The organism is Corynebacterium sp. AOP36-E1-14, assembly GCF_052377495.1.
Lineage (GTDB): Bacteria > Actinomycetota > Actinomycetes > Mycobacteriales > Mycobacteriaceae > Corynebacterium.
Window position 1 is genome coordinate 103,045 of the sequence record NZ_JBQSWV010000003.1, and the last position, 19,463, is coordinate 122,507.

Consider the following 19,463-nt stretch of genomic DNA (forward strand, 5'->3'; position numbering starts at 1 on the left):
TAGCGCTACCGCACAGTACGCACCAGTGATACCGACCGGAACCGGGCACCCACGCCGTAGCGTCCGGCAGTCCTCGAAACTCCGCAACGTCCTCTACGAGATCCGCGGTCCCGTCGCCGCCCGCGCCGCGGAGATGGAACGCGCCGGGGTGGACGTGCTGAAACTCAACATCGGCAATCCGCAGCCCTTCGGTTTCACCGCCCCGCCGCACATCACCGAGGAGATGGCGCGCGCCCTGCCGACCTCCCACGGATACTCCGACTCCCACGGCATGCCTGCCGCGCTCGACGCCGTGACCGGTCACTACGCCGAGATCCCCGGCTTCCCGGAACTGCGCCGCGAAGACGTGTACCTCGGCAACGGGGTCAGCGAACTGATCACCATGACCTGCCAGGCGCTGGTCGACAACGGCGACGAGATCCTCATCCCCGCCCCCGACTACCCGTTGTGGACGGCCATGGTCACCCTCGCCGGCGGCACACCCGTGCACTACCGCTGCGCCGAGGACGACGGGTGGAACCCCGACCTGGCAGACATGGAGGCCCGGATCACCGCGCGCACCACCGCCATCGTGGTCATCAACCCGAACAACCCGACCGGTGCGGTGTACCCGCCGCACATCCTGGAGGGAATCGCCGAGCTCGCCCGGAAGCACTCCCTGACCCTGCTGGTCGACGAGATCTACGACGCCATCACCTACGACGGCACCGCCCACACCCACCTGGCGGCGGTCGCGCCGGACGTGCTGACGTTAAGCTACTCCGGACTGTCGAAGAGCAGCCGGCTGGCCGGGTACCGCGCCGGCTGGATGGTCGTCACCGGGCCGAAGGAGCACGCCGCCGACTTCCTGCACGGCCTGGACCTCATGGCCTCCACCAGACTGTGCGCCAACGTGCCCGGCCAGCACGCCATCGTCGCCGCCCTGACCGGCGAGGGCGACCATTCGATCGGTACGCTCACCGGGCCCGAGGGTCGACTCACCCGGCAACGCGACGTGGTCGAACACGCCCTGAACTCCATGGACGGGGTGAGCTGTGTGACACCGCGCGGTGCGCTGTACGCCTTCCCCCGCCTGGACCCCGACGTCCACGAGATCCGGGACGACGAGAAACTCGTCATGGACCTGCTGGAGCGCGAGCACATCCTGCTCGTCCACGGCACCGGCTTCAACTGGCCGACGCCGGACCACCTGCGCATCGTGCTCCTGCCCGAGGAGCAGGTGCTGGCCACGGCGATGGAACGCATGGGCAACTTCCTGGCGGACTACCGGCAGTAGTCCGGTGGGTGGTGGGTTTGACCGAAACTCTGCCGGTAGGCGGTGGGAGTGACCCCCAACTCACGCAGAATGTGCCGGCGCAGGCTCGTCGCTGTCCCCATTCCGGTCCGGTGTGCGATGGCCCCGATCGTCAGGTCACTGACCTCAAGCAGCCGACGCACCTCCGCAACCCGCTGCCGGGTGAGCCACTCGGCGGGCGGTACCCCGACCTCCGCGGTGAACCGACGCTGGAAGTGCCGCACGGACATTCCCGCGCGTGCCGCACAATCCGAGGTCGACAGTGGTTCGCCGAGGTGTGCGGTCATCCATTGCGCCACGGACGCGATACCGCCCCGCGGTTCCGGCGAGGGACGGTCGATGAATTGTGCCTGGCCGCCGATCCTCTGCGGGGCCACCACCATTCGTCGAGCGATCCGGGTGGCGACCTGCTCCCCCATGTCGCGGCGTACCAAATGCAGGCACAGGTCGATGCCTGCCGCGACCCCTGCGCTGGTGGCGACGTCTCCGTGGTCGATGTAGAGGACCCCAGGGTCTACGTGGACGTCGCTGTACCTGCGCTGGAGTTCGTCCGCCTCCTTCCAGTGGGTCGTCGCCGTGCGGCCGTCCAGGAGCCCCGCCGCAGCCAGCGCGAAAGCGCCGGTGCAGATCGAGACGACCCTCGCACCATGAGCATGTGCCTGACGCAATAGTGAAAGGGCGTTTCGGGTCGGCCGGTCAGCCGGGTTCAGAGACCTGTTGAAGCCCGGGACAACCACGGTGTCCGCATGCAGGATCTCCTCCGGTCGGCTGACCCCACCGATCGTGAACCCGGTAGAGGTAAGAACCTCCGTGGAAGTCGTCCCCACCACGAGTGCTTCGTACTCGTCCTCGCCACGGAAGCCGAATATCTGGGATGCGGTCGCCAGGTCGAAGGCGACGACCTCGGGGAACGCCAGGATCATCACTTTGTGGGGAGCCTCAGCACCTCGATGGCGTGAAATGTTCGACATGTGGCATTTATGCCACTCACGTGCCGGGAAGTCCACGCAATAGCGTCAACCACATGACGAGAGAAACCCCTGGAGCTACTCAACCAAGCCGGCCGCCGCGCCCGCCGTTCACACGACAGACGGCACTCGCGAAGGTTCAGGCGGCCGAAGATGCGTGGAACACCCGAGACCCGGAACGGGTTGCCCGGGCGTACACGACGGACACCGAATGGCGGAACCGTGAGAACCACGTCACCGGACGCGAGGAGGTCATCCGGTTCCTCACCGAGAAATGGGAGCGCGAACTCGACTACCGGCTGAGGAAAAACCTGTGGGCGTTCGACGAGGACAGAATCGCCGTTCGCTTCCAGTACGAGTGGCACGACACCCACGGTCAGTGGTGGCGGTCCTACGGCAATGAACTGTGGGAGTTCGACTCCAACGGACTGATGCGTCGGCGCGAAGCCAGCATCAACGATCTCGCCATAGCCGAATCGGAGCTGCGTGTCACTCCTGGAGTTGGGGTGATCCCGATATGGTGAGCCCGGCCGACACCGCGCAGAAGAGGACCGTGACAGTGATCCTCTACGAGGGCTTCGAGGTGCTGGACGTCTTCGGCCCAATTGAGCTTTTCAGCCACGCCCCGGGCTGGACGGTGGAGTACGCAGGGCCGCGGACCGGGCAACCGGTGGGAAGCGCCCAGGGTGCGGAAGTCACCGCCCAGACCGGGTACACCGACGTCCGGGACCGCCCGGGCGGCCCCGACATCGTCCTGGTTCCCGGTGGGAACGGCAGCCGTCGGCTGGCCGGCGACCGCGAGTTCTTGACCGTCCTCGCAGAGATTTGCCACCGCGCCACGGTCATCACCTCGGTGTGCACCGGTTCCGCCTTGCTTGCTGCTGCCGGGGTACTCGACGGCTGTCGGGCGACATCGAACAAGAAGGCGTGGGACTGGGTCACCTCCCAGAGCGATCAGGTGGCCTGGGTCCCGCAGGCACGGTGGGTCGTCGATGAGGGGAACGGGACACCGATATGGACGTCGTCCGGAGTTGCCGCGGGGATGGACATGGCCCACGCACTGATATCGGAACTGGCAGGCCATGAAGACGCAGATCGGATCGCGGAGAACATCGAGTTGGCCGTCCACCGGGATCCTGGGTGGGATCCCTTCTCCGCTATCCACGGCGTGAAGTAGTCGAGCTGCTCGAATCGCTGAGCCTTATCCATTTTATCCATGTCGGGCTTCTATCCGTTTTATCCACTCTATCCAGCCACTTCCCGTAGACTGTCCGGCATGACCTCCCCGGCAAACCCCTTCCGCCCCGGCTTCGGCGAGTCCCCCACCGTGTGGAGTGGGCGCGGGACCATCCTCGACGCCTACCGCCACGCCATCGAGACCGACGCCGGCAGCCCGGGCCGCATGCTGTTGATCAACGGCGCCCGCGGCATCGGCAAGACCGCGCTGATCAACGAGCTCGAGGACATCGCCCGCACCAACGGGTGGGTGCTGCTGCGCACCTCCAGCAACAAGAACATGCTCGGCGAACTGATCGACACCGCCATCCCCGAGGCGATCAACTCCCTGAACGGCCGCCCGGGCAGGCGCATCAGCGGCGCGTCCATCGCCGGCATCGGGTCCCTGCGCACCGAGCAGGAGGACGCCGAACCCGTCACCCCGTCCCTGGCGTCCCAGCTCCGCCGCCTCGCGGAGTTCACCGGTGCGCACCGCTCCGGGATCCTGATCACCATGGACGAGGTCCAGGCCGCCGACGCCGACGACATCGGCGTCCTCGCCACCGCCGTCCAGGACCTGGTGCGCGACGACATCGCCGTCAGTTTCATCGGAGCCGGGCTCACCGCCGGCATCCAGTCGCTGCTCAACGCCCCGGGCACCACCTTCCTTCGCCGCAGTCAGCGCTACCAGCTCGCCCCGCTGCAGCAGGACGACGCGGTCGACCTGCTGCAGCGCACCGCGGAGCCGACGGACGTCGTCTTCTCCCCCGAGTCCGCCCGCCACGCCGCCCGGTCGGCGTTCGGCTACCCCTACCTGCTGCAGCTCATCGGCTCACTGGCCTGGCGGATCTCCCTCGCCGAGGGGACGGGCACGGTCTCCACCGGCGCCGTGGAGGAGGCCGTCGGCCTGGCGATCCCGGTGCTGGGCAACCAGGTGCACCAACCCGAACTCGCCACACTCCCCCACGCCCAACTGGATTTCCTCCACGCGATGGCCACCGTCATGGACCGTGCCACCGACCCCGAGCACCCAGACCGCGTCAGGATCCACGACCTGGCCGAGGAACTGCGCAAACCGGTGACCTCACTGTCCAGGGTGCGGGCCGCCCTGATCGACAGGGACATCATCCACTCACCGGCCTGGGGCACGGTGGCTTTCCGACTGCCCTACCTCCGAGAGTTCCTCGACAGCCCCGGCGGCCCGCTGGAGGTGTCGTAGCGTTCAGGCGGCCCCCACGCCCCACCGGGATACCGAGGACTCATGCGCACGGGATCCAAACCAGCCCTTACCATTGTGTACATGAACACACCTCCCATCGCATTCGTCATCGCCGGCTCCGAGGCCACCGGCGGTGCAGGCATCCAGGTCGACCTCAAGACCTTCCAGCAGCTCGGCGTCTACGGCGTCGGCGCCCTGAGCTGCATCGTCGCCTTCGACCCGGCGAACAACTGGGGCCACCGTTTCCACCCGGTCGACCCGCAGATCATCGCCGAACAGTTCGAGGCGGCACTGGCCACCCACCCGGTGGAGTCGATGGACACCGCCAAGGTCGGCATGCTCGGCACGCCGCAGACCATCGACACCGTCGCCGGGAAGCTCTCCGAGCGCTCCTGGCGCAACCTCGTCGTCGACCCCGTGCTGATCTGCAAGGGTCAGGAACCCGGCGCGGCACTGGACACCGACAATGCGCTGCGGGAGAAGATCCTGCCGCTGGCCACCGTGGTGACCCCGAACGTCTTCGAGTCCCAGACCCTGTCCGGGATGGACAGCATCACCACCGTCGAGGAGCTCGAGGAGGCCGCCCGGCGCATCGGTGAGCACGTCCCCTACGTCCTGGCCAAGGGCGGCGTCGAGCTGCCCGGCGACGAGGCCGTGGACGTCCTGTGGGACGGCCACGAGATCACCCGGTTCTCCGCCCCGAAGATCGGTGAGCAGCGTGTCTCCGGCGCCGGTTGCACGGTCGCCGCCGCGCTGACCGCGGAGCTGGCCAAGGGCACCGAGATCGTCGAGGCCGTCCAGCGTTCCAAGGATCTCGTCACCCGCGGCATCGAGCACCGCGTCACCGCGAACACGCCCTTCGACACCGTCTGGCAGGGCGCCTGAGCGTCACCACCGGCGAGCGCCTGTCACCGGTGGACCTATGATCGAACAGTGCCTGACATAAACGCAGCTTCCGAGAAACACCGTGGCACCTCCCACCTCCGGGAGGCCGCGCGCAGCATGCTCACCGTCGCGCCGGGCAACAGGGACCTGGCTCCGGCGGTGCGTATCGCCGTGTCACTGGCGGTGCCGCTCGTGCTGCTCCTGCTGGTCGACCGGCTCGAATGGTCGCTGTTCGCCTCCTTCGGCGCGTTCACCTCGATCTACGGTCGCTACATGCCCACCCGCACCCGGGTGCGCCAGCAGTCGGGCATCGGCGCGATGCTCACGGTGTGCGTGGGACTCGGCGCGTTGATCGCCCAGGCCTCGCAGTCGTTGACGGACACCACCCACGCGGTCGTCACCGTCCTGGCGGGCACGCTGGTGGCCGCGGTGACGGCGACGGTGATCATGGTCCTCGACCTCAAACCGTCCGGCGCGGTGTTCACGGTCTTCGCCACCACGGCAGTGGCCTCGGCACCGGTGACCGCACCGGTGTGGGGCGCGCTGCTCATCGCCGGGTCCGCGGCGTCCTGGTGCGTGCTGCTCAGCGCGTTGTCCCGCTGGGCGGGCGAGGCGAATGCGGACGCGGTGGTGCACGCGCCGCCGAGTTACTCGCGCGCCGCGATGGTCCGTCAGTTCTCGAAGTACGGTCTCGCCGCACTGCTCGGCGGGTCGGTGGCCACGGCCACGGGCATCCCCTCCCCGTACTGGGCGCAGGTGGCCGCGGTGGTGCCGTTGTCGGCGCCCGGACACCGTCAGCAGGTGGAGCGTGGGCTGCACCGCATCACCGGTACGGTCCTGGGTGTCGGGGTCGCGGCGTTTCTGCTGTCCTTCCCCAGCGAGCCCTGGCAGATCCTCGTGTGGGTGGTGGTGATGCAGTTCCTGGCCGAGATGTTCGTGCTGCGCAACTACTCCCTGGCCTTGGTGTTCATCACCCCGCTGGCCCTGCTGATGGTCTTCCTCGCCCACCCGCAGCCGGTGTCGACGTTGCTGGGCGCGCGGGTCGCCGAGACGGCGATCGGCGCGGTCGTCGGCATCGGTGTCGTCCTGCTGTCCGCGTGGCTGGCCAGACGCCGACCCCGTGCGGTGCGGCGGGCCGAGCAGGTAGATTGACACCCACAAGGAGGATTCCCATGCCGGAACCTGAGCTCGTCGACCTGCCCGCCCGCCATCTCGCCGTCGTCCGCGACACCGTCGCCGTCGAGGAGTTGGCCACGTTCTACGACCGCTCCTTCCCGCCGATCTTCACCGCGTTGGACGCCGCGGGCGTCGTCGTTTCGGACGCCCCGATGGCCGTCACCCACGGCGTCCCCGGGACGCTCCCCGGCGCAAGCGTCGACATCTCCGTCGCCGTCCCGCTCGACGCCGCCTTCCCCGGCGCGCGGGACGCGGCAGTGACGGCAGAGACCCTGCCCGCCACGCGCACGGTCACGTTGCTGGTCCGCGGCAACTACGACCTGCTCGCCGGCGCCTTCGACGAGGTGATCTGCTGGGCACGGTCGCAGGGGCTCACCCCCACCGGCACGTCCTGGGAGCAGTACCTCACCGAACCGACGCCGGACGGCGACCCGGACGCCAACGAGACGCTGATCGGCGTCCTCGTGCGGTGACCGTCCGGAAAAGCTGCACAATGGGCTGACGGGGGCCGATCCCGTAACATGATGCGTCGAACTGACATCTACCCCGTCCGGTAATGCTGACAGTGTCCTCCCGACACGTCCGCAGCCGGGCGGAGAACGGAATGACTCCGTGCCGGATTCCCCGGAACCTACGTCCCCCGCCTCCCCGGAGGCGGGACGCTACCCGGACGACATGCACCCCGGCCTCGTGCCGGGCATCAGCGTCGACGACCAACGTAACCGCTTCGGCCTCGACAAGACGGTCTTCTTCGTCACCGCGGCGCTCATCGTCTCCTTCATCGTCTGGGGTGTGTCGAGCCCGTCGTCGGTCTCCGACGTCTCCTCGACCATGTTCTCCTGGGCCATCAGGAACATGGGCTGGCTGCTCAACGTGGTGATGGTCTCCGCGGTGGTGCTGATGATCTACCTGGCGTTCTCGCGCTTCGGGCAGATCAAGCTCGGCACCGACGACGAGAAGCCGGAGTTCTCCCGCTTCGCCTGGGTGGCCATGATGTTCGGCGCCGGTCTCGGCGTGGGCATCTTCTTCTTCGGCCCCTCCGAGCCGCTGACCTACTACATGGACCCGCCGCCGCACACCGTCGACGCGGAGACCCCCGAGGCCATCCACCGCGGCCTGGCACAGACCCACTTCCACTGGGGCCTGGCCATCTGGGGCCTCTACGCGATGGTCGGCGGCGCGCTGGCCTACAGCTCCTACCGGCGCGGCCGGGTCTCGCTGTTCAGCTCCGCGTTCCGCTCCCTGTTCGGCGAGCGCCAGACGGCCGGCCTGGCCGGACGCCTGGTCGACATGATGGCGATCATCGCCACCCTGTTCGGCACCGCGGCCACCCTGGGCCTGTCTGCGCTGCAGATCAGCCAGGGCGTCCAGATCGTCTCCGGCGCCTCGGAGATCACCAACACGGTGCTGATCATGATCATCGCCTTCCTGACCCTGTGCTTCATCATCAGCGCGGTGTCCGGGGTGAGCCGAGGCATCCGGTACCTGTCGAACCTCAACATCTCCCTGACGCTGGGCCTGGTGCTGTTCGTGTTCCTCCTGGGACCCACGCTGTTCCTGCTGAACCTGGTGCCCTCGGGCATCATGGCCTACGCCGACAACATGCTCGACATGATGGGACGCTCGCTGTCCTGGGGTGAGGACACCCTGGAGTTCCAGTCGATGTGGACCGCCTTCTACTGGGCGTGGTGGATCGCCTGGACCCCCTTCGTCGGCCTGTTCATCGCGCGCATCTCCCGCGGCCGCACCATCCGCGAGTTCGCGCTGGTGACCACCCTGGCCCCGACCTTCATCCTGATCCTGGCCTTCACCATCTTCGGCGGCACGGCAATCACCTTCTTCCAGGAGGGACGCGAGGGCGTGGACGGCGACTCCTCGGCCGAGCAGATCCTGTTCGCCGTCTTCGACAACCTGCCGTTGAGCTGGCTGACCCCGTTCATCATCATCTTCGTGCTCGCCGTGTTCTTCATCACCTCGGCGGACTCCGCCTCGCTGATCATGGGCACCCTGTCCGAGCGCGGCAACCCCTCGCCGAACAAGCTCGTCGTGGTGTTCTGGGGCCTGTGCATGATGGGTATCGCGGTGGTGATGCTGCTCACCGGTGGGGAGACGGCGCTGACCGGACTGCAGAACCTGACGATCCTCATCGCCATACCGTTCTCCGTGGTGCTGATCGGGCTGGCCGTCGCGTTCGTGAAGGACCTGATGACCGACCCGGCCGCCATCCGGCGCAACTACGCGAAGTCCGCCATCCAGAATGCGGTGTACAAGGGCATGCAGGAGCACGGGGACGACTTCGAATTCTCCGTCGCCCGCACCGAGGACGGCGCCGGTGCCGGCGCCCACTTCGACTCCACCTCCGCGAAGGTCACCAACTGGTACCGACGCACCGACGAGGACGGGAACGACGTCGGCTACGACTACGGTGCCGGCCAGTGGTCGGACGGGTGGACGTCCGACGGTGAGGACGGCCCCACCACCGAGACCGTCGCCGAGCCGCGTAACCGGGACTAGGCTGTCACCTCCGCGGGCTCCACACGATACGATGTGGAGCCATGAGCGACGAACGCGAGATTCTCACCTACGACCTCTTCGGCACCGCGATCAAGGACCTGGCGCAGACGGTCGTGGACGACTACAAGCCCGACCTGATCCTCTCCATCGCCCGCGGCGGGCTGCTCATCGGCGGTGCCCTGGGCTACGCGATGGGGATCAAGAACGTCTCCGTGATCAACGTGGAGTTCTACACCGGGGTCGGTGAGACCCTCGACCAGCCGGTGATGCTCCCGCCGACGCCCGAGGCCGTGGACCTGTCCGGCATGAAGGTGCTCATCGCCGACGACGTCGCCGACTCCGGCAAGACCCTGGAACTGGTCCAGGAGTTCTGTGCCGAGACCGTCGCCGAGGCCCGCACCGCGGTGATCTACGAGAAGTCGCGCTCGATCATCAAGCCGGACTACGTGTGGAAGAAGACCGACCAGTGGATCGACTTCCCCTGGTCCGACTTCCCCGTCATCACCCCGTCCGGCACCCCCACCGGCGGAGAGGCCTCCTAAGCTTCTCGAGCTTCTCGAGCTTCTCGAGCTTCTAGGCCCCCTGGCCCAGCGCCTCACCCACGCGCTTGCCGCTGTGGATGCAGCCGCCCAGGAACGTCCCCTCCAGGGCGTTCTTGCCGTGCATGCCGCCTCCGCCGAACCCGGCGACCTCGCCGGCGGCGTACAGGCCCGGCAGCACCGAGCCGTCGGCACGCAGGCAGCGTCCCGAGAGGTCGGTCTCGATCCCGCCCAACGTCTTGCGCGTCACGATGCGCAGCCGCACCGCGATCAGCGGTCCGTTGTCCGGGTCGAGGATCCGGTGCGGCTTGGCCGCTCGCACGATCTTGTCACCGAGGAACTTCCGTGCCGTGCCGATGTAGTTGACCTGCGCGTCCTTGGAGAACTTGTTGTCGAGCTGACTGTCGCGGTCCTCGATCTGACGGCGCAGGACGTCCGCATCCACGACCGGAGCATCTGCACCGGTGAGCTCGTTCATGCCCTGCACGAGGGTCTCCAGGTCGTCGGCGATGACCCAGTCCTCACCGTGGTCCATGAAGTTGCGCACCGCCACGTGTGTGCCGGGGCCGACCTTGCCGGCCAGCTTCCGCAAGGACTTGTCCGTGAGGTCCGGGTTCTGCTCGGAGCCGGAGAAGATGAACTCCTTGTCCGCGATCGTCTGGTCCAGCACGAACCAGCTGTAGCCGTGGCCGGTGCGTCCGATGTGTTCCAGGGATGCCAGGTTGTCCGAGCCGGGGAAGATGTTGGTCGGAAGGCGCTTCCCGGTCGCGTCGAACCACAGTGAACTCGGCCCCGGGATGATGCGGATGCCGTGGCCGGGCCACACCGGGTCCCAGTTCGCCATGCCCTCGGTGTAGTGCCACATACGGTCGGTGTTCACCGTGGCCGCACCCGCCTGCGTGGAGATGCCGATCATCCGTCCGTCGACGTGCGCGGGCACACCGGTGACCATGTCCTCCGGGCACCCGCCCCACCGTTCGGTGGGCCATGAGCGGCGCACCAGGTCGAGGTTGCCGCCGATACCGCCGGAGGTCACCGCCACGGCCGCACCACGGTGCTCGAAGGTGTCGACCACCTCGCGCGGCGAGGCGACGCCGCGTCCGAGCTCGTCGCAGGGGGCCAGCACGCTGCCGCGCACCCCCACCACCGCGTCGTCCTCCACGATGAGTTCGTCGACCCGGTGACGGAAGGCGAAACGCACCCGCCCGGCGCGCTCGGCCTCCAGCAGCGGTTCGCGGAACACCCGGACGACCTCGGGTCCGGTTCCCCAGGTGAGGTGGAAGCGTGGCACGGAGTTGCCGTGCCCGGAGGCGTCGCCGCTGCCACGTTCGGCCCAGCCGACCGTGGGCAGGACGTTGAGGCCGAGGTCGCGCAGGTAGTCGCGCTTCTGGGTGGCGGCGAAGTGCACGTAGGCGCGTCCCCACTCCCGGGGCCAGCGGTCGTTTTCGGCGGGGTCGTAGTCCGCGGAGTTCTCCCAGTCCCGCCAGGCCAGCTCCTCGGAGTCGTGGACGCCCATGAGCCGTTGCTCGGGGCTGCCGACGTAGAACAGCCCGCCGAGCGACCAGTAGGCCTGCCCGCCGAGGTTCGCCCGGTTCTCCTGGTCCAGGACGAGCACGTCCCGTCCTGCCTTCTGCGCCTCGTAGGCGGCGACGAGTCCGGCGAGCCCGGCGCCGACGATGATCACGGTGTCTGTGCTGCCACGGTTATCTCCCATACGAAAGCAGTCTAGGGGCTCGCCCGTGGAATGGGACGCGGACCGACATATCTCACACAACGGACGCTTGCGTTCGCTGAGTGAGACCTGTAATTTTTCCCCTCGTCCCATAACCGCCGAAAATGACGAAGAGAGAATCGCAGCCGCCCCATGACCACCTCACTCACCGAGCACCCCGCCCCGCCGTCGGCGCGGCCGAACGGCAACAAGAAGAGCCGTGTGATCTTCGCCTCCACCATCGGGACGACGATCGAGTTCTACGACTTCTACGCCTACGCCACCGCGGCGATCATCGTCTTCCCGCACCTCTTCTTCCCGGAGAACGAGAACTCCACCATCGGGCTGCTGGCCTCCCTGGCCACCTTCGGGCTGGCCTTCGTCGCCCGCCCCGTCGGCTCGGTGCTCTTCGGCCACTTCGGTGACCGCATCGGGCGCAAGGCCACGCTCATCGGCGCCCTGCTGACCATGGGCGTCGCCACCTTCATCATCGGCCTGCTGCCCATCGGCCTGTGGGCCCCGGCCCTGCTGGCGCTCATGCGCTTCTGCCAGGGTCTGGGCCTGGGCGGCGAGTGGTCGGGCGCTGCCCTGCTGGCCACGGAGAACGCCGAGGACGGCAAGCGGGCCCGTGCCGCGATGTGGCCGCAGCTCGGCGCACCGTTCGGCTTCATCCTCGCCAACGGCCTGTTCCTCATCCTCGTCCTGGGCCTGGACCACACCCACGGCGAGCCCGGTGGCGCATTCATGACCTGGGGCTGGCGCGTGCCGTTCCTGCTGTCCTCGGTGATGGTGGCCATCGGCCTGTACGTGCGCTTCAAGCTCGAGGAGACCCCCGTCTTCCAGGACACCCTGGACAAGGGCGAGGACGTCAAGGTCCCCACCGTCGAGGTCTTCCGCACCGCGTGGCGTCCCCTGATCCTCGGCACCTTCGTGATGGTCTCGACCTACACGCTGTTCTACCTGGTGACCACCTGGTTCCTGTCCTTCGGCATCGGCGACCGTGAGGCCGGCGAAGGCCTCGGCATCCCCTACAACCACTTCCTGGTCATCCAGCTGATCACGGTGATGTTCTTCGTCGTCGGCATCCCGCTGGCCGGCTACCTCTCCGACACCGTGGGCCGACGCCGCTACCTCACTGTGGTCTCCGTGCTGGTGCTCTTCTACGCCTGCGCCTTCCAGGCGTTCCTCGACCCGGCGACCTCCGGCGAGGTGAAGGCCGGGATCTTCCTCGGCATCGGCATGTTCCTGATGGGCCTGATCTTCGGCTCCATGTCCGCCGTGCTGCCCGAGATGTTCCCCACCAACGTGCGCTACACCGGCTCCGGGATCGCCTACAACGTCTCCTCGATCCTCGGTGCCGCCGTCGCCCCCTTCATCGCCGTGGCGCTGGCCACCGCGTACGGCCCGTGGGCCGTCGGGATCTACCTGGCCGTGGTCGTGCTGATCAGCCTCGTGGCCATCCGCCTGATGCCAGAGACGAAGGACTCCGACCTCTACTCCGTGTAGCGGACTCAGTTACGGCGGAACACGAACTGTTCGCAGTCCAGGGCACCTGCCCGCGCGAGTGCCTCGTGCAGGGCCAGCTGGTAGTTCCAGAGCCTGCGGTACACCGCGTCGAAACCGGCGGCGGCCGCCGCACGTTCGCGGGCGGTGAACGCCGAGCGCCACAGGGCCAGCGTCGTGGCGTAGTGCGACCCCATCCGGTTGCGCGCCGTGAGACGCAGTCCCGCACGGTTGGCCTGCGCCGTCACGTGCGTGGGCGTGGGGTACTCCAACGCCGGCCACACGTAGGCGCGCATCACGTCCAGGCTCTCGGTCACGCTCGCCTCCGGCGGGCGGAGATCCTGGTCCTCCCCGTCGACGGGGTCCGTCGGACGCACCACCGACTGGACGACGGCGATCCCGTCACCGGCGAGCATGCGTTCCACGGCGCGCAGGAAGTGGATCGTGCCGTCGTTGCCGAGGGTCTCCATGCGCTCCACGCTGAAGACCGCGTCGTAGGTGCCCGACCACTGGCGCGGCGACGGGATCGGCCCACGGATCGTCTGGACGCGCACCGCACCACCCACGCCCGCCTCGTGGGCGAAGGCGCGCACACGCTCCGCGTGGTCCACGTCGGACGTCAGGACGTCGACGTGGGCGCCGCGCCGCGCGGCGGCCACCGGCAGCGCACCGCCGGACGACGGCAGCTCCAGCACCCGGTGCCCCGGGCCGACCTGCGCCTCGTCGAGCATGGCGTCGATGCGGTGCTGCTGGGCGGAATCCAGGTCGGCGCGGTCCACCGCCGCCGGGTCCGTCGGCGCGTCGAGGTAGCTCACCGTCACCGGCGGACGCTGACCGCCCTGCTCCGGGTTGTCGACCTCCGAGGTCCTCGTCCCGGAGGCGAACAACGCCGAGCCGGTGGCACGCGACTGCCCGGCGTAGATGTCGACGAGGGCGTCCGGCAGGTCGCCGGCGCGCACATGACCGGCGACCCGGCGCCGACGGCGCGACAGGCGTCGTCCGAGCCCGCCCTCCAGGGGTTGGGTCAGCAGCGCCCCCAGCACCTCCGGCAGGGGGTCGGCCGTCCACTCCCCGGCCATGTAGCCCTCCGCCAGACCCAGCCAGCCGGCGTCGACGACCCGGTCGAGAACCAGGCCGTCGTCCACCACGAAGCGGGGGGAGGAACCGGGGGTCAGCGAGATTCCGTGGTCCTGGGTCAGGTTCTCCAGCCGCTGCTGCAGGTGCACCGCCCGACGACCGAGGAACGGGGCCTCCGGCGCCCGCGCCACCCCCGGCCACCGGTCTGCGTCGACGTAGTTTTCGCGGTTCTCGCGGGCATCGCGGGGGTCACGTCGGACGCCACGGCGATGGCCGTCGTCGACAGGTCGTGTCACGTCCGCCTCCGTCCTCGCTGGTCTTAGGTATTCTAGGCAAAAGCAATCGGCCACCCCCGGCTGCACCCGAAACAGAAAGGCCCGCCGAGAGGACCCACCGCATCCAGCCCGCGTGATGATCCCGTCGAGGACAGGCACTAGTATGGGCACTCAGGTCCGACGCGACCGGGAGGTCCGTCGGCTGACGACACTACACCGGCGTCCACCGACCCCCTGTAGAACACGCAGCAGTGCTAAAGACACAACGCAGAGAGAACACGTGATGACCACCGGCGCCGACACCGTAGGAACGCCCGCGCGGTCACCGCAGAACGAGGAGTTTCGCTGATATGACAACAACCGCACCCTTCCGGCCCTCCGGCCGTCACCACGTCGTCATTGTCGGCGGAGGTTTCGGTGGACTGTTCGCCGCCAAGAAGTTCGCCGGCGCCGACGTCGACGTCACCATCATCGACCGCACCAACCACCACCTCTTCCAGCCGCTGCTGTACCAGGTGGCCACCGGCGTGCTGTCCTCCGGCGAGATCGCCCCGACGATCCGCCAGATCCTGCGCAAGCAGCGCAACGCCCGCGTCGTCAAGGCCGAGGTCCGCGACGTCAACGTCGACGAGAAGATCATCACCGCCGACCTGGGCGGCAAGGACGTCGTGCTGCAGTACGACTCCCTCATCGTCGCCGCCGGCGCCGGCCAGTCCTACTTCGGCAACGACCACTTCGCCGAGTTCGCCCCCGGCATGAAGAGCATCGACGACGCGCTCGAGCTGCGTGCCCGCATCACGGGCGCCTTCGAGCGCGCGGAGATCACCGACGACCCCGCCGAGAAGGCCCGCCAGCTGACCTTCGTCATCGTCGGCGCCGGCCCCACCGGTGTGGAGCTCGCCGGCCAGCTCGCCGAGATGGCCCACCGCACCCTGCGCAACGAGTTCCGTCGCACCGACACCGAGCAGACCCGCATCCTGCTCGTCGACGGCGGCCCCCAGGTCCTGCCCCCGTTCGGCAAGAAGCTCGGCCGCAAGGCCCAGCAGACCCTGGAGAAGCTCGGCGTCGAGGTCGTCACCGACTCCCTGGTCACCAACGTCGACCGCGACGGCGTGACCTGGAAGAACATGAAGACCGAGGAAGAGACCACGGTCGCCGCGTACTGCAAGATCTGGTCCGCCGGTGTGGCCGCCAGCCCGCTGGGCAAGCACATCGCCGAGCAGATCGACGGCATCGAGGCCGACCGTGCCGGCCGCGTCCCGGTGAACAAGGACCTCTCCGTGGGCGACCACAAGGAGATCTTCATCGTCGGCGACATGATGAGCCTCGACAAGCTCCCGGGCCTGGCCCAGGTCGCCATCCAGGGTGGCGAGCACGCCGCCTCGATCATCCGCGCCGAGGTGGAGCAGGGCGCCACCGAGCGTCCGGACTTCAAGTACTTCGACAAGGGCACGATGGCCATCGTCTCGCGCTTCAACGCCGTGGTGAAGCTGGACAAGGCCGAGATCTCCGGCCCGATCGGCTGGCTGATGTGGCTCGCCGTGCACCTGATGTTCATGGTCGGCTTCCGCAACCGCTTCGTCGCCGCCTTCAGCTGGGGCCTCAACACCCTCTCGGCCAACCGCTGGCACCTGGTGGCCACCCGCCAGCAGCTGCACGCCCGCAACGCGCTGCGCAAGCTGCGCACCCTCGAGGACGAGCAGGACATCCGCTCCATCGAGGTCCGCGACAACCTCAAGTTCGGCGACGGTCGCGACACCCGCGCCGTGGCCGACTAATAGCCGACTAGTTTTCGGCTAGTTCCGGCTAGCACCTCCGGATCAAGCCCGGGGCCGTTCCCTCTCGACGGCCCCGGGCTTTCGCGTGTGCGCACACACGGTAGGCTGGACTGCTGAGACTCGGGGTGCGCGGAACGACCCGCGCTGAGATCACACCCGTAGAACCTGCTCTAGTTCGAACTAGCGAAGGGATGGTCCGTGTCAGACACGCTCGCCACCACCGTTGACATCATCAGTTCCCTGCGTCGGGACCAGCCGTTGGTGCAGTGCATCACCAACCAGGTCGTCCCCCAGGTCACCGCCAACGTCCTCCTCGCCGCGGGTGCCGCCCCGGCGATGGTCGACACACCTGAGGAGGCCGCCGAGTTCGCGGCCCTGGCCTCGGGCCTGCTGGTCAATACCGGCAGCCCCACCGCCGCCCAGTACACCGCGATGCGCGAGGCCGTGCGCGGTGCGAACGCCGCCGGCACCCCCTGGGTCCTCGACCCGGTGGCCTGCGGCGGCCCCGCGGCGCGCACCGAGTTCGCCCGTGAGGTCGTCCTGCGTCGTCCCGCCGCCGTGCGCGGCAACGCCTCCGAGGTCATCGCCCTGGCCGGACGCTCCGGCGGAGGACGCGGCGTCGACGCCACCGACGAGGTCGACACCGCCCTGCAGGCCGCACGCTCTCTGACGGAACGTACCGGCGGGGTCGTGGCGGTCTCCGGCGCGCGCGACCTCATCGTCTCGACCGGACGGGTCACGTGGCTGACCTCCGGCGACCCCATGATGCAACGCGTCATCGGCACGGGCTGCTCCCTCGGCGCGCTCACCGCCGCCTATCTCGGCGCAGCCGCCTCAGCAGGTACTGACGCGCACGACGCCGTCCTCGCCGCCCACGCCCACGTCGGTGCCGCCGGCACGCTCGCCGCGCGGGACGACTCGGGACAGCTGCGCGGCCCGGGCGGCTTCGCCGTCGCCTGGCTCGACGCACTCGACACCGTCTCGCAGGACCCGGGCCTGGTCCCCGGGCTCGTCTCGGCGATGGAGACCGCCGAATGACCCCGGTGAGCGTCCCCGCCCCTTCCCGCGTGGACTGGGGTCTCTACCTGGTCACCGACCCGGAACTCGGCGGTGGCCGCGACGCCGTGGCCGGCGTCGTCGCCCGGGCGGTGCAGGGCGGGGTCAGTGTGGTCCAGCTCAGGGACAAGACCCTCGGCGACGAGGAGTTCACCGCGCGCGCCGCCGAGCTCGCCGAGGTGCTCGCCGGAACTGGCGTGCCCCTGTTCGTCAACGACCGGATCGACACCGCCCGCCGGCTCGGACTGCACCTGCACATCGGGCAGGACGACATCGACTACCCCACCGCCCGGGACCTGTTGCCCGACGACCTGATGATCGGACTGTCCGTCGACGACCACGCCCAGGTCGACCGGATCGCCGCGCTCATGCGTGACGGGGTGCGTCCGCCGGACGTCCTCGGACTGGGCCCGGTGGAGCTCACCGACACCAAGACCGACACCGGTCGCGCGCTCGGGGTCACCGGCCCCGGCAGCGTCGACGACCTGGCCGCCCACGCCCTGGAGCTGGGGATCCCGTCGGTGGCCATCGGCCACGTCAACGCCGCCAACGCCGCCGCGCTGGGTGCGTCCGACGTGGCGGGGATCTGCGTGGTCTCGGCGGTCATGGCCGCCGACGACCCCGCCGCGGCCGCCCGCGACCTGCGCACCCTGTACGAGAACACCGGCACCAGCCCCCAGACGAGTGAGGCCCACACATGATCCCCCGAGTACTCAGCATCGCCGGCACCGACCCCACCGGGGGCGCGGGCGCACAGGCCGACATCAAGTCCATCGGCGAGGCCGGCGGCTTCGCCATGAGCGTGGTCACCGCACTCGTCGCACAGAACACCCACGGCGTGCGGCAGGTCCACGCACCCGACACCGACTTCCTCCTCGCCCAGCTCGACGCCGTCTTCGACGACGTCACCGTGGACGCGGTGAAGATCGGCATGCTCGGCACCGCCGAGATCACCCGCACGGTGACCGGCTACCTGGCCGCACACCCGGTCCCGGTGACCGTGGTCGACCCGGTGATGGTGGCCACCAGCGGCGACCGGCTGCTCACCGAGGACGCCGAGGCAGCCCTGGTCGAGCTGTGCCGGGCCGCCGACGTGATCACCCCGAACCTCGCCGAGCTCGCCGTGCTCGGCGGCACCCAGGTCGCCGCCGACCTGGACGAGGCCCTGTCGCAGGGGCGCCGGCTCTCCGCGGACCTGGACACCACCGTCATCGTCAAGGGTGGGCACCTGTCCGGCCCCACCGCGGACAACGCGGTCGTCGCCCCGGACGGCACCGTGACCACCGTGCCCGTCGCCCGGGTCACCACCCACAACACCCACGGCACCGGCTGCTCGCTGTCCTCGGCCTTGACGACCCGGCTCGCCGCCGGGGAGGACACCGCGACGGCACTGCACTGGTCCAGCCGCTGGCTGTCCGAGGCCATCCGCCACGCCGACGACCTGCACGTCGGCACCGGTAACGGCCCGGTCGACCACACGCACCGTTCCCGGCGTCTCGCCGCGGCCTCGGACACCACCCCCTGGGAGCTCACCGCAGGTGTCCCGGAGCTGCTGGACAGCCCCGGGGAGCTCGCCGCCGTCGGCGCCGCGCACGACGAGGTCACCCCCCACATCCCCGGGGCCGGCCCGTGGACCACGGCCCTGTGGCGCGCCCAGTCCGCACTGGTGAGCCAGATCAACGCCCTGCCGTTCATCACCGACCTGGGGGCAGGCACCCTGCAGAAGGCTGACTTCGACTTCTACCTCGCCCAGGACGCCGTGTACCTGGCGCAGTACTCCCCGGCGCTGGCGGCGCTGGCGGCCTCCGCGCCGGACCAGGCGTCGTCGCTGTTCTGGGTGAAGGGTGCCGCGGAGTGCCTCGAGGAGGAGGCGTCCCTGCACCGCACGTGGCTGGGCGACGCACCCGCCGTCGCCCCCTCCCACGTCACGGCGTCCTACACGGCCCACCTCACGCGCAGCGTGCAGTCGCGCGACCACGTGGTCGGCGCGGCGGCGGTGCTGCCGTGCTACTGGCTCTACGCCGAGGTCGGGATGGATCTCGCCGCGGGGTCCACGCCGGACAACCCCTACGCCGCCTGGCTGGACAGCTACTCCGGTGAGGACTTCACCGCCGGCGTCCGGCAGGCGATCTCACTGGTGGAGGACGCCTTCGCCACCGCTGGTCCGCGTCAGCGCGCCGAGGCCGCCCGCGCCTTCCTCGACGCCTCGCGGTGGGAGCTCGAGTTCTTCGACCAGGCGCACCGCCGCTGAGC

Annotated in this window: 15 protein-coding genes, 1 pseudogene and 1 riboswitch; of the genes and pseudogenes, 13 read left to right on the forward strand and 3 right to left on the reverse strand. The window is 69.0% G+C overall.

Annotated features, from left to right (window positions below):
• Nucleotides 1-25 precede the first annotated feature (25 nt).
• A complete protein-coding gene (locus tag ACT3TD_RS02510) occupies nt 26-1,276 on the forward strand; it encodes a pyridoxal phosphate-dependent aminotransferase (protein ID WP_301442244.1) in 1,251 nt (416 codons plus the stop codon).
• Here the strand turns inward: ACT3TD_RS02510 and ACT3TD_RS02515 are convergent.
• A complete protein-coding gene (locus ACT3TD_RS02515; RefSeq protein ID WP_441579179.1) occupies nt 1,264-2,301 on the reverse strand; it encodes a GlxA family transcriptional regulator in 1,038 nt (345 codons plus the stop codon). The two genes, ACT3TD_RS02510 and ACT3TD_RS02515, sit on opposite strands and share 13 nt — an antisense overlap.
• 17 nt (nt 2,302-2,318) lie before the next feature.
• Here ACT3TD_RS02515 and ACT3TD_RS02520 point away from each other — a divergent pair, with 17 nt between their 5' ends.
• From ACT3TD_RS02520 to ACT3TD_RS02555, 8 genes are all read left to right on the forward strand, one after another.
• Nucleotides 2,319-2,786, forward strand: coding sequence for a nuclear transport factor 2 family protein (locus tag ACT3TD_RS02520; RefSeq protein ID WP_301442246.1), 468 nt, complete (start codon nt 2,319-2,321; stop codon nt 2,784-2,786).
• 35 nt (nt 2,787-2,821) lie between these two features.
• Nucleotides 2,822-3,439, forward strand: coding sequence for a DJ-1/PfpI family protein (locus tag ACT3TD_RS02525; RefSeq protein WP_301442247.1), 618 nt, complete (start codon nt 2,822-2,824; stop codon nt 3,437-3,439).
• A 99-nt stretch (nt 3,440-3,538) separates the two neighbouring features.
• Nucleotides 3,539-4,696: an AAA family ATPase gene (locus tag ACT3TD_RS02530; RefSeq protein WP_441579178.1), complete on the forward strand. Its 1,158-nt coding sequence runs from the start codon at nt 3,539-3,541 to the stop codon at nt 4,694-4,696.
• 81 nt (nt 4,697-4,777) lie between these two features.
• Nucleotides 4,778-5,581, forward strand: a complete 804-nt coding sequence (locus ACT3TD_RS02535; protein WP_301442249.1) for a hydroxymethylpyrimidine/phosphomethylpyrimidine kinase — start codon at nt 4,778-4,780, stop codon at nt 5,579-5,581.
• Between the two features lie 48 nt (nt 5,582-5,629).
• On the forward strand, nt 5,630-6,733 hold the full coding sequence (locus ACT3TD_RS02540; RefSeq protein WP_301442250.1) for an FUSC family protein: 1,104 nt from the start codon (nt 5,630-5,632) through the stop codon (nt 6,731-6,733).
• 20 nt (nt 6,734-6,753) lie between these two features.
• Nucleotides 6,754-7,230: a GyrI-like domain-containing protein gene (locus ACT3TD_RS02545; RefSeq protein WP_301442251.1), complete on the forward strand. Its 477-nt coding sequence runs from the start codon at nt 6,754-6,756 to the stop codon at nt 7,228-7,230.
• A gap of 202 nt (nt 7,231-7,432) precedes the next feature.
• A complete protein-coding gene (locus tag ACT3TD_RS02550; RefSeq protein ID WP_444614834.1) occupies nt 7,433-9,271 on the forward strand; it encodes a BCCT family transporter in 1,839 nt (612 codons plus the stop codon).
• 41 nt (nt 9,272-9,312) lie between these two features.
• On the forward strand, nt 9,313-9,813 hold the full coding sequence (locus tag ACT3TD_RS02555; protein ID WP_301442252.1) for a phosphoribosyltransferase: 501 nt from the start codon (nt 9,313-9,315) through the stop codon (nt 9,811-9,813).
• A gap of 31 nt (nt 9,814-9,844) precedes the next feature.
• Here the strand turns inward: ACT3TD_RS02555 and ACT3TD_RS02560 are convergent, their stop codons facing one another.
• Nucleotides 9,845-11,524, reverse strand: a complete 1,680-nt coding sequence (locus ACT3TD_RS02560) for an FAD-binding dehydrogenase (RefSeq protein WP_301442253.1) — start codon at nt 11,522-11,524, stop codon at nt 9,845-9,847.
• Between the two features lie 150 nt (nt 11,525-11,674).
• On the opposite strand from ACT3TD_RS02560, the gene ACT3TD_RS02565 reads away from it, so the two are divergent.
• Nucleotides 11,675-13,027 (forward strand): MFS transporter, encoded by a 1,353-nt coding sequence (locus tag ACT3TD_RS02565; protein ID WP_441579177.1) that lies wholly within the window; start codon nt 11,675-11,677, stop codon nt 13,025-13,027.
• Nucleotides 13,028-13,032: 5 nt separating this feature from the next.
• Here ACT3TD_RS02565 and ACT3TD_RS02570 read toward each other — a convergent pair whose 3' ends face one another.
• Entirely contained in the window at nt 13,033-14,397 is a 1,365-nt protein-coding gene (locus ACT3TD_RS02570; protein ID WP_441579176.1) for a class I SAM-dependent methyltransferase, read from the reverse strand.
• 329 nt (nt 14,398-14,726) lie between these two features.
• Between ACT3TD_RS02570 and ACT3TD_RS02575 the strand changes: the two genes are divergently transcribed.
• The 3 genes and pseudogenes from ACT3TD_RS02575 (at nt 14,727) to ACT3TD_RS02585 (ending at nt 19,461) form a co-directional block, all read left to right on the forward strand.
• A complete protein-coding gene (locus tag ACT3TD_RS02575; RefSeq protein WP_441582028.1) occupies nt 14,727-16,154 on the forward strand; it encodes an NAD(P)/FAD-dependent oxidoreductase in 1,428 nt (475 codons plus the stop codon).
• A 111-nt stretch (nt 16,155-16,265) separates the two neighbouring features.
• Nucleotides 16,266-16,364, forward strand: a riboswitch (TPP riboswitch).
• The gene (thiM, locus tag ACT3TD_RS02580; RefSeq protein WP_301443948.1) at nt 16,353-17,192 is read left to right on the forward strand and encodes a hydroxyethylthiazole kinase; all 840 of its coding nucleotides are present in this window, start codon (nt 16,353-16,355) and stop codon (nt 17,190-17,192) included. It overlaps the preceding riboswitch by 12 nt.
• Nucleotides 17,189-19,461: pseudogene (locus ACT3TD_RS02585) on the forward strand (bifunctional hydroxymethylpyrimidine kinase/phosphomethylpyrimidine kinase). Before thiM ends, ACT3TD_RS02585 begins: the two are co-directional and overlap by 4 nt.
• Nucleotides 19,462-19,463: the final 2 nt, after the last annotated feature.

Bases quoted from the DNA above. Each gene is read 5' to 3' on its own strand.
- ACT3TD_RS02550 (WP_444614834.1), top strand. From the start codon at position 7,433: ATGCACCCCGGCCTCGTGCCGGGCATCAGCGTCGACGACCAACGTAAC.
- ACT3TD_RS02555 (WP_301442252.1), top strand. From the start codon at position 9,313: ATGAGCGACGAACGCGAGATTCTCACCTACGACCTCTTCGGCACCGCG.
- ACT3TD_RS02530 (WP_441579178.1), top strand. From the start codon at position 3,539: ATGACCTCCCCGGCAAACCCCTTCCGCCCCGGCTTCGGCGAGTCCCCC.
- ACT3TD_RS02565 (WP_441579177.1), top strand. From the start codon at position 11,675: ATGACCACCTCACTCACCGAGCACCCCGCCCCGCCGTCGGCGCGGCCG.
- ACT3TD_RS02575 (WP_441582028.1), top strand. From the start codon at position 14,727: ATGACAACAACCGCACCCTTCCGGCCCTCCGGCCGTCACCACGTCGTC.
- ACT3TD_RS02520 (WP_301442246.1), top strand. From the start codon at position 2,319: ATGACGAGAGAAACCCCTGGAGCTACTCAACCAAGCCGGCCGCCGCGC.
- ACT3TD_RS02535 (WP_301442249.1), top strand. From the start codon at position 4,778: ATGAACACACCTCCCATCGCATTCGTCATCGCCGGCTCCGAGGCCACC.
- ACT3TD_RS02560 (WP_301442253.1), bottom strand. From the start codon at position 11,524: ATGGGAGATAACCGTGGCAGCACAGACACCGTGATCATCGTCGGCGCC.
- ACT3TD_RS02545 (WP_301442251.1), top strand. From the start codon at position 6,754: ATGCCGGAACCTGAGCTCGTCGACCTGCCCGCCCGCCATCTCGCCGTC.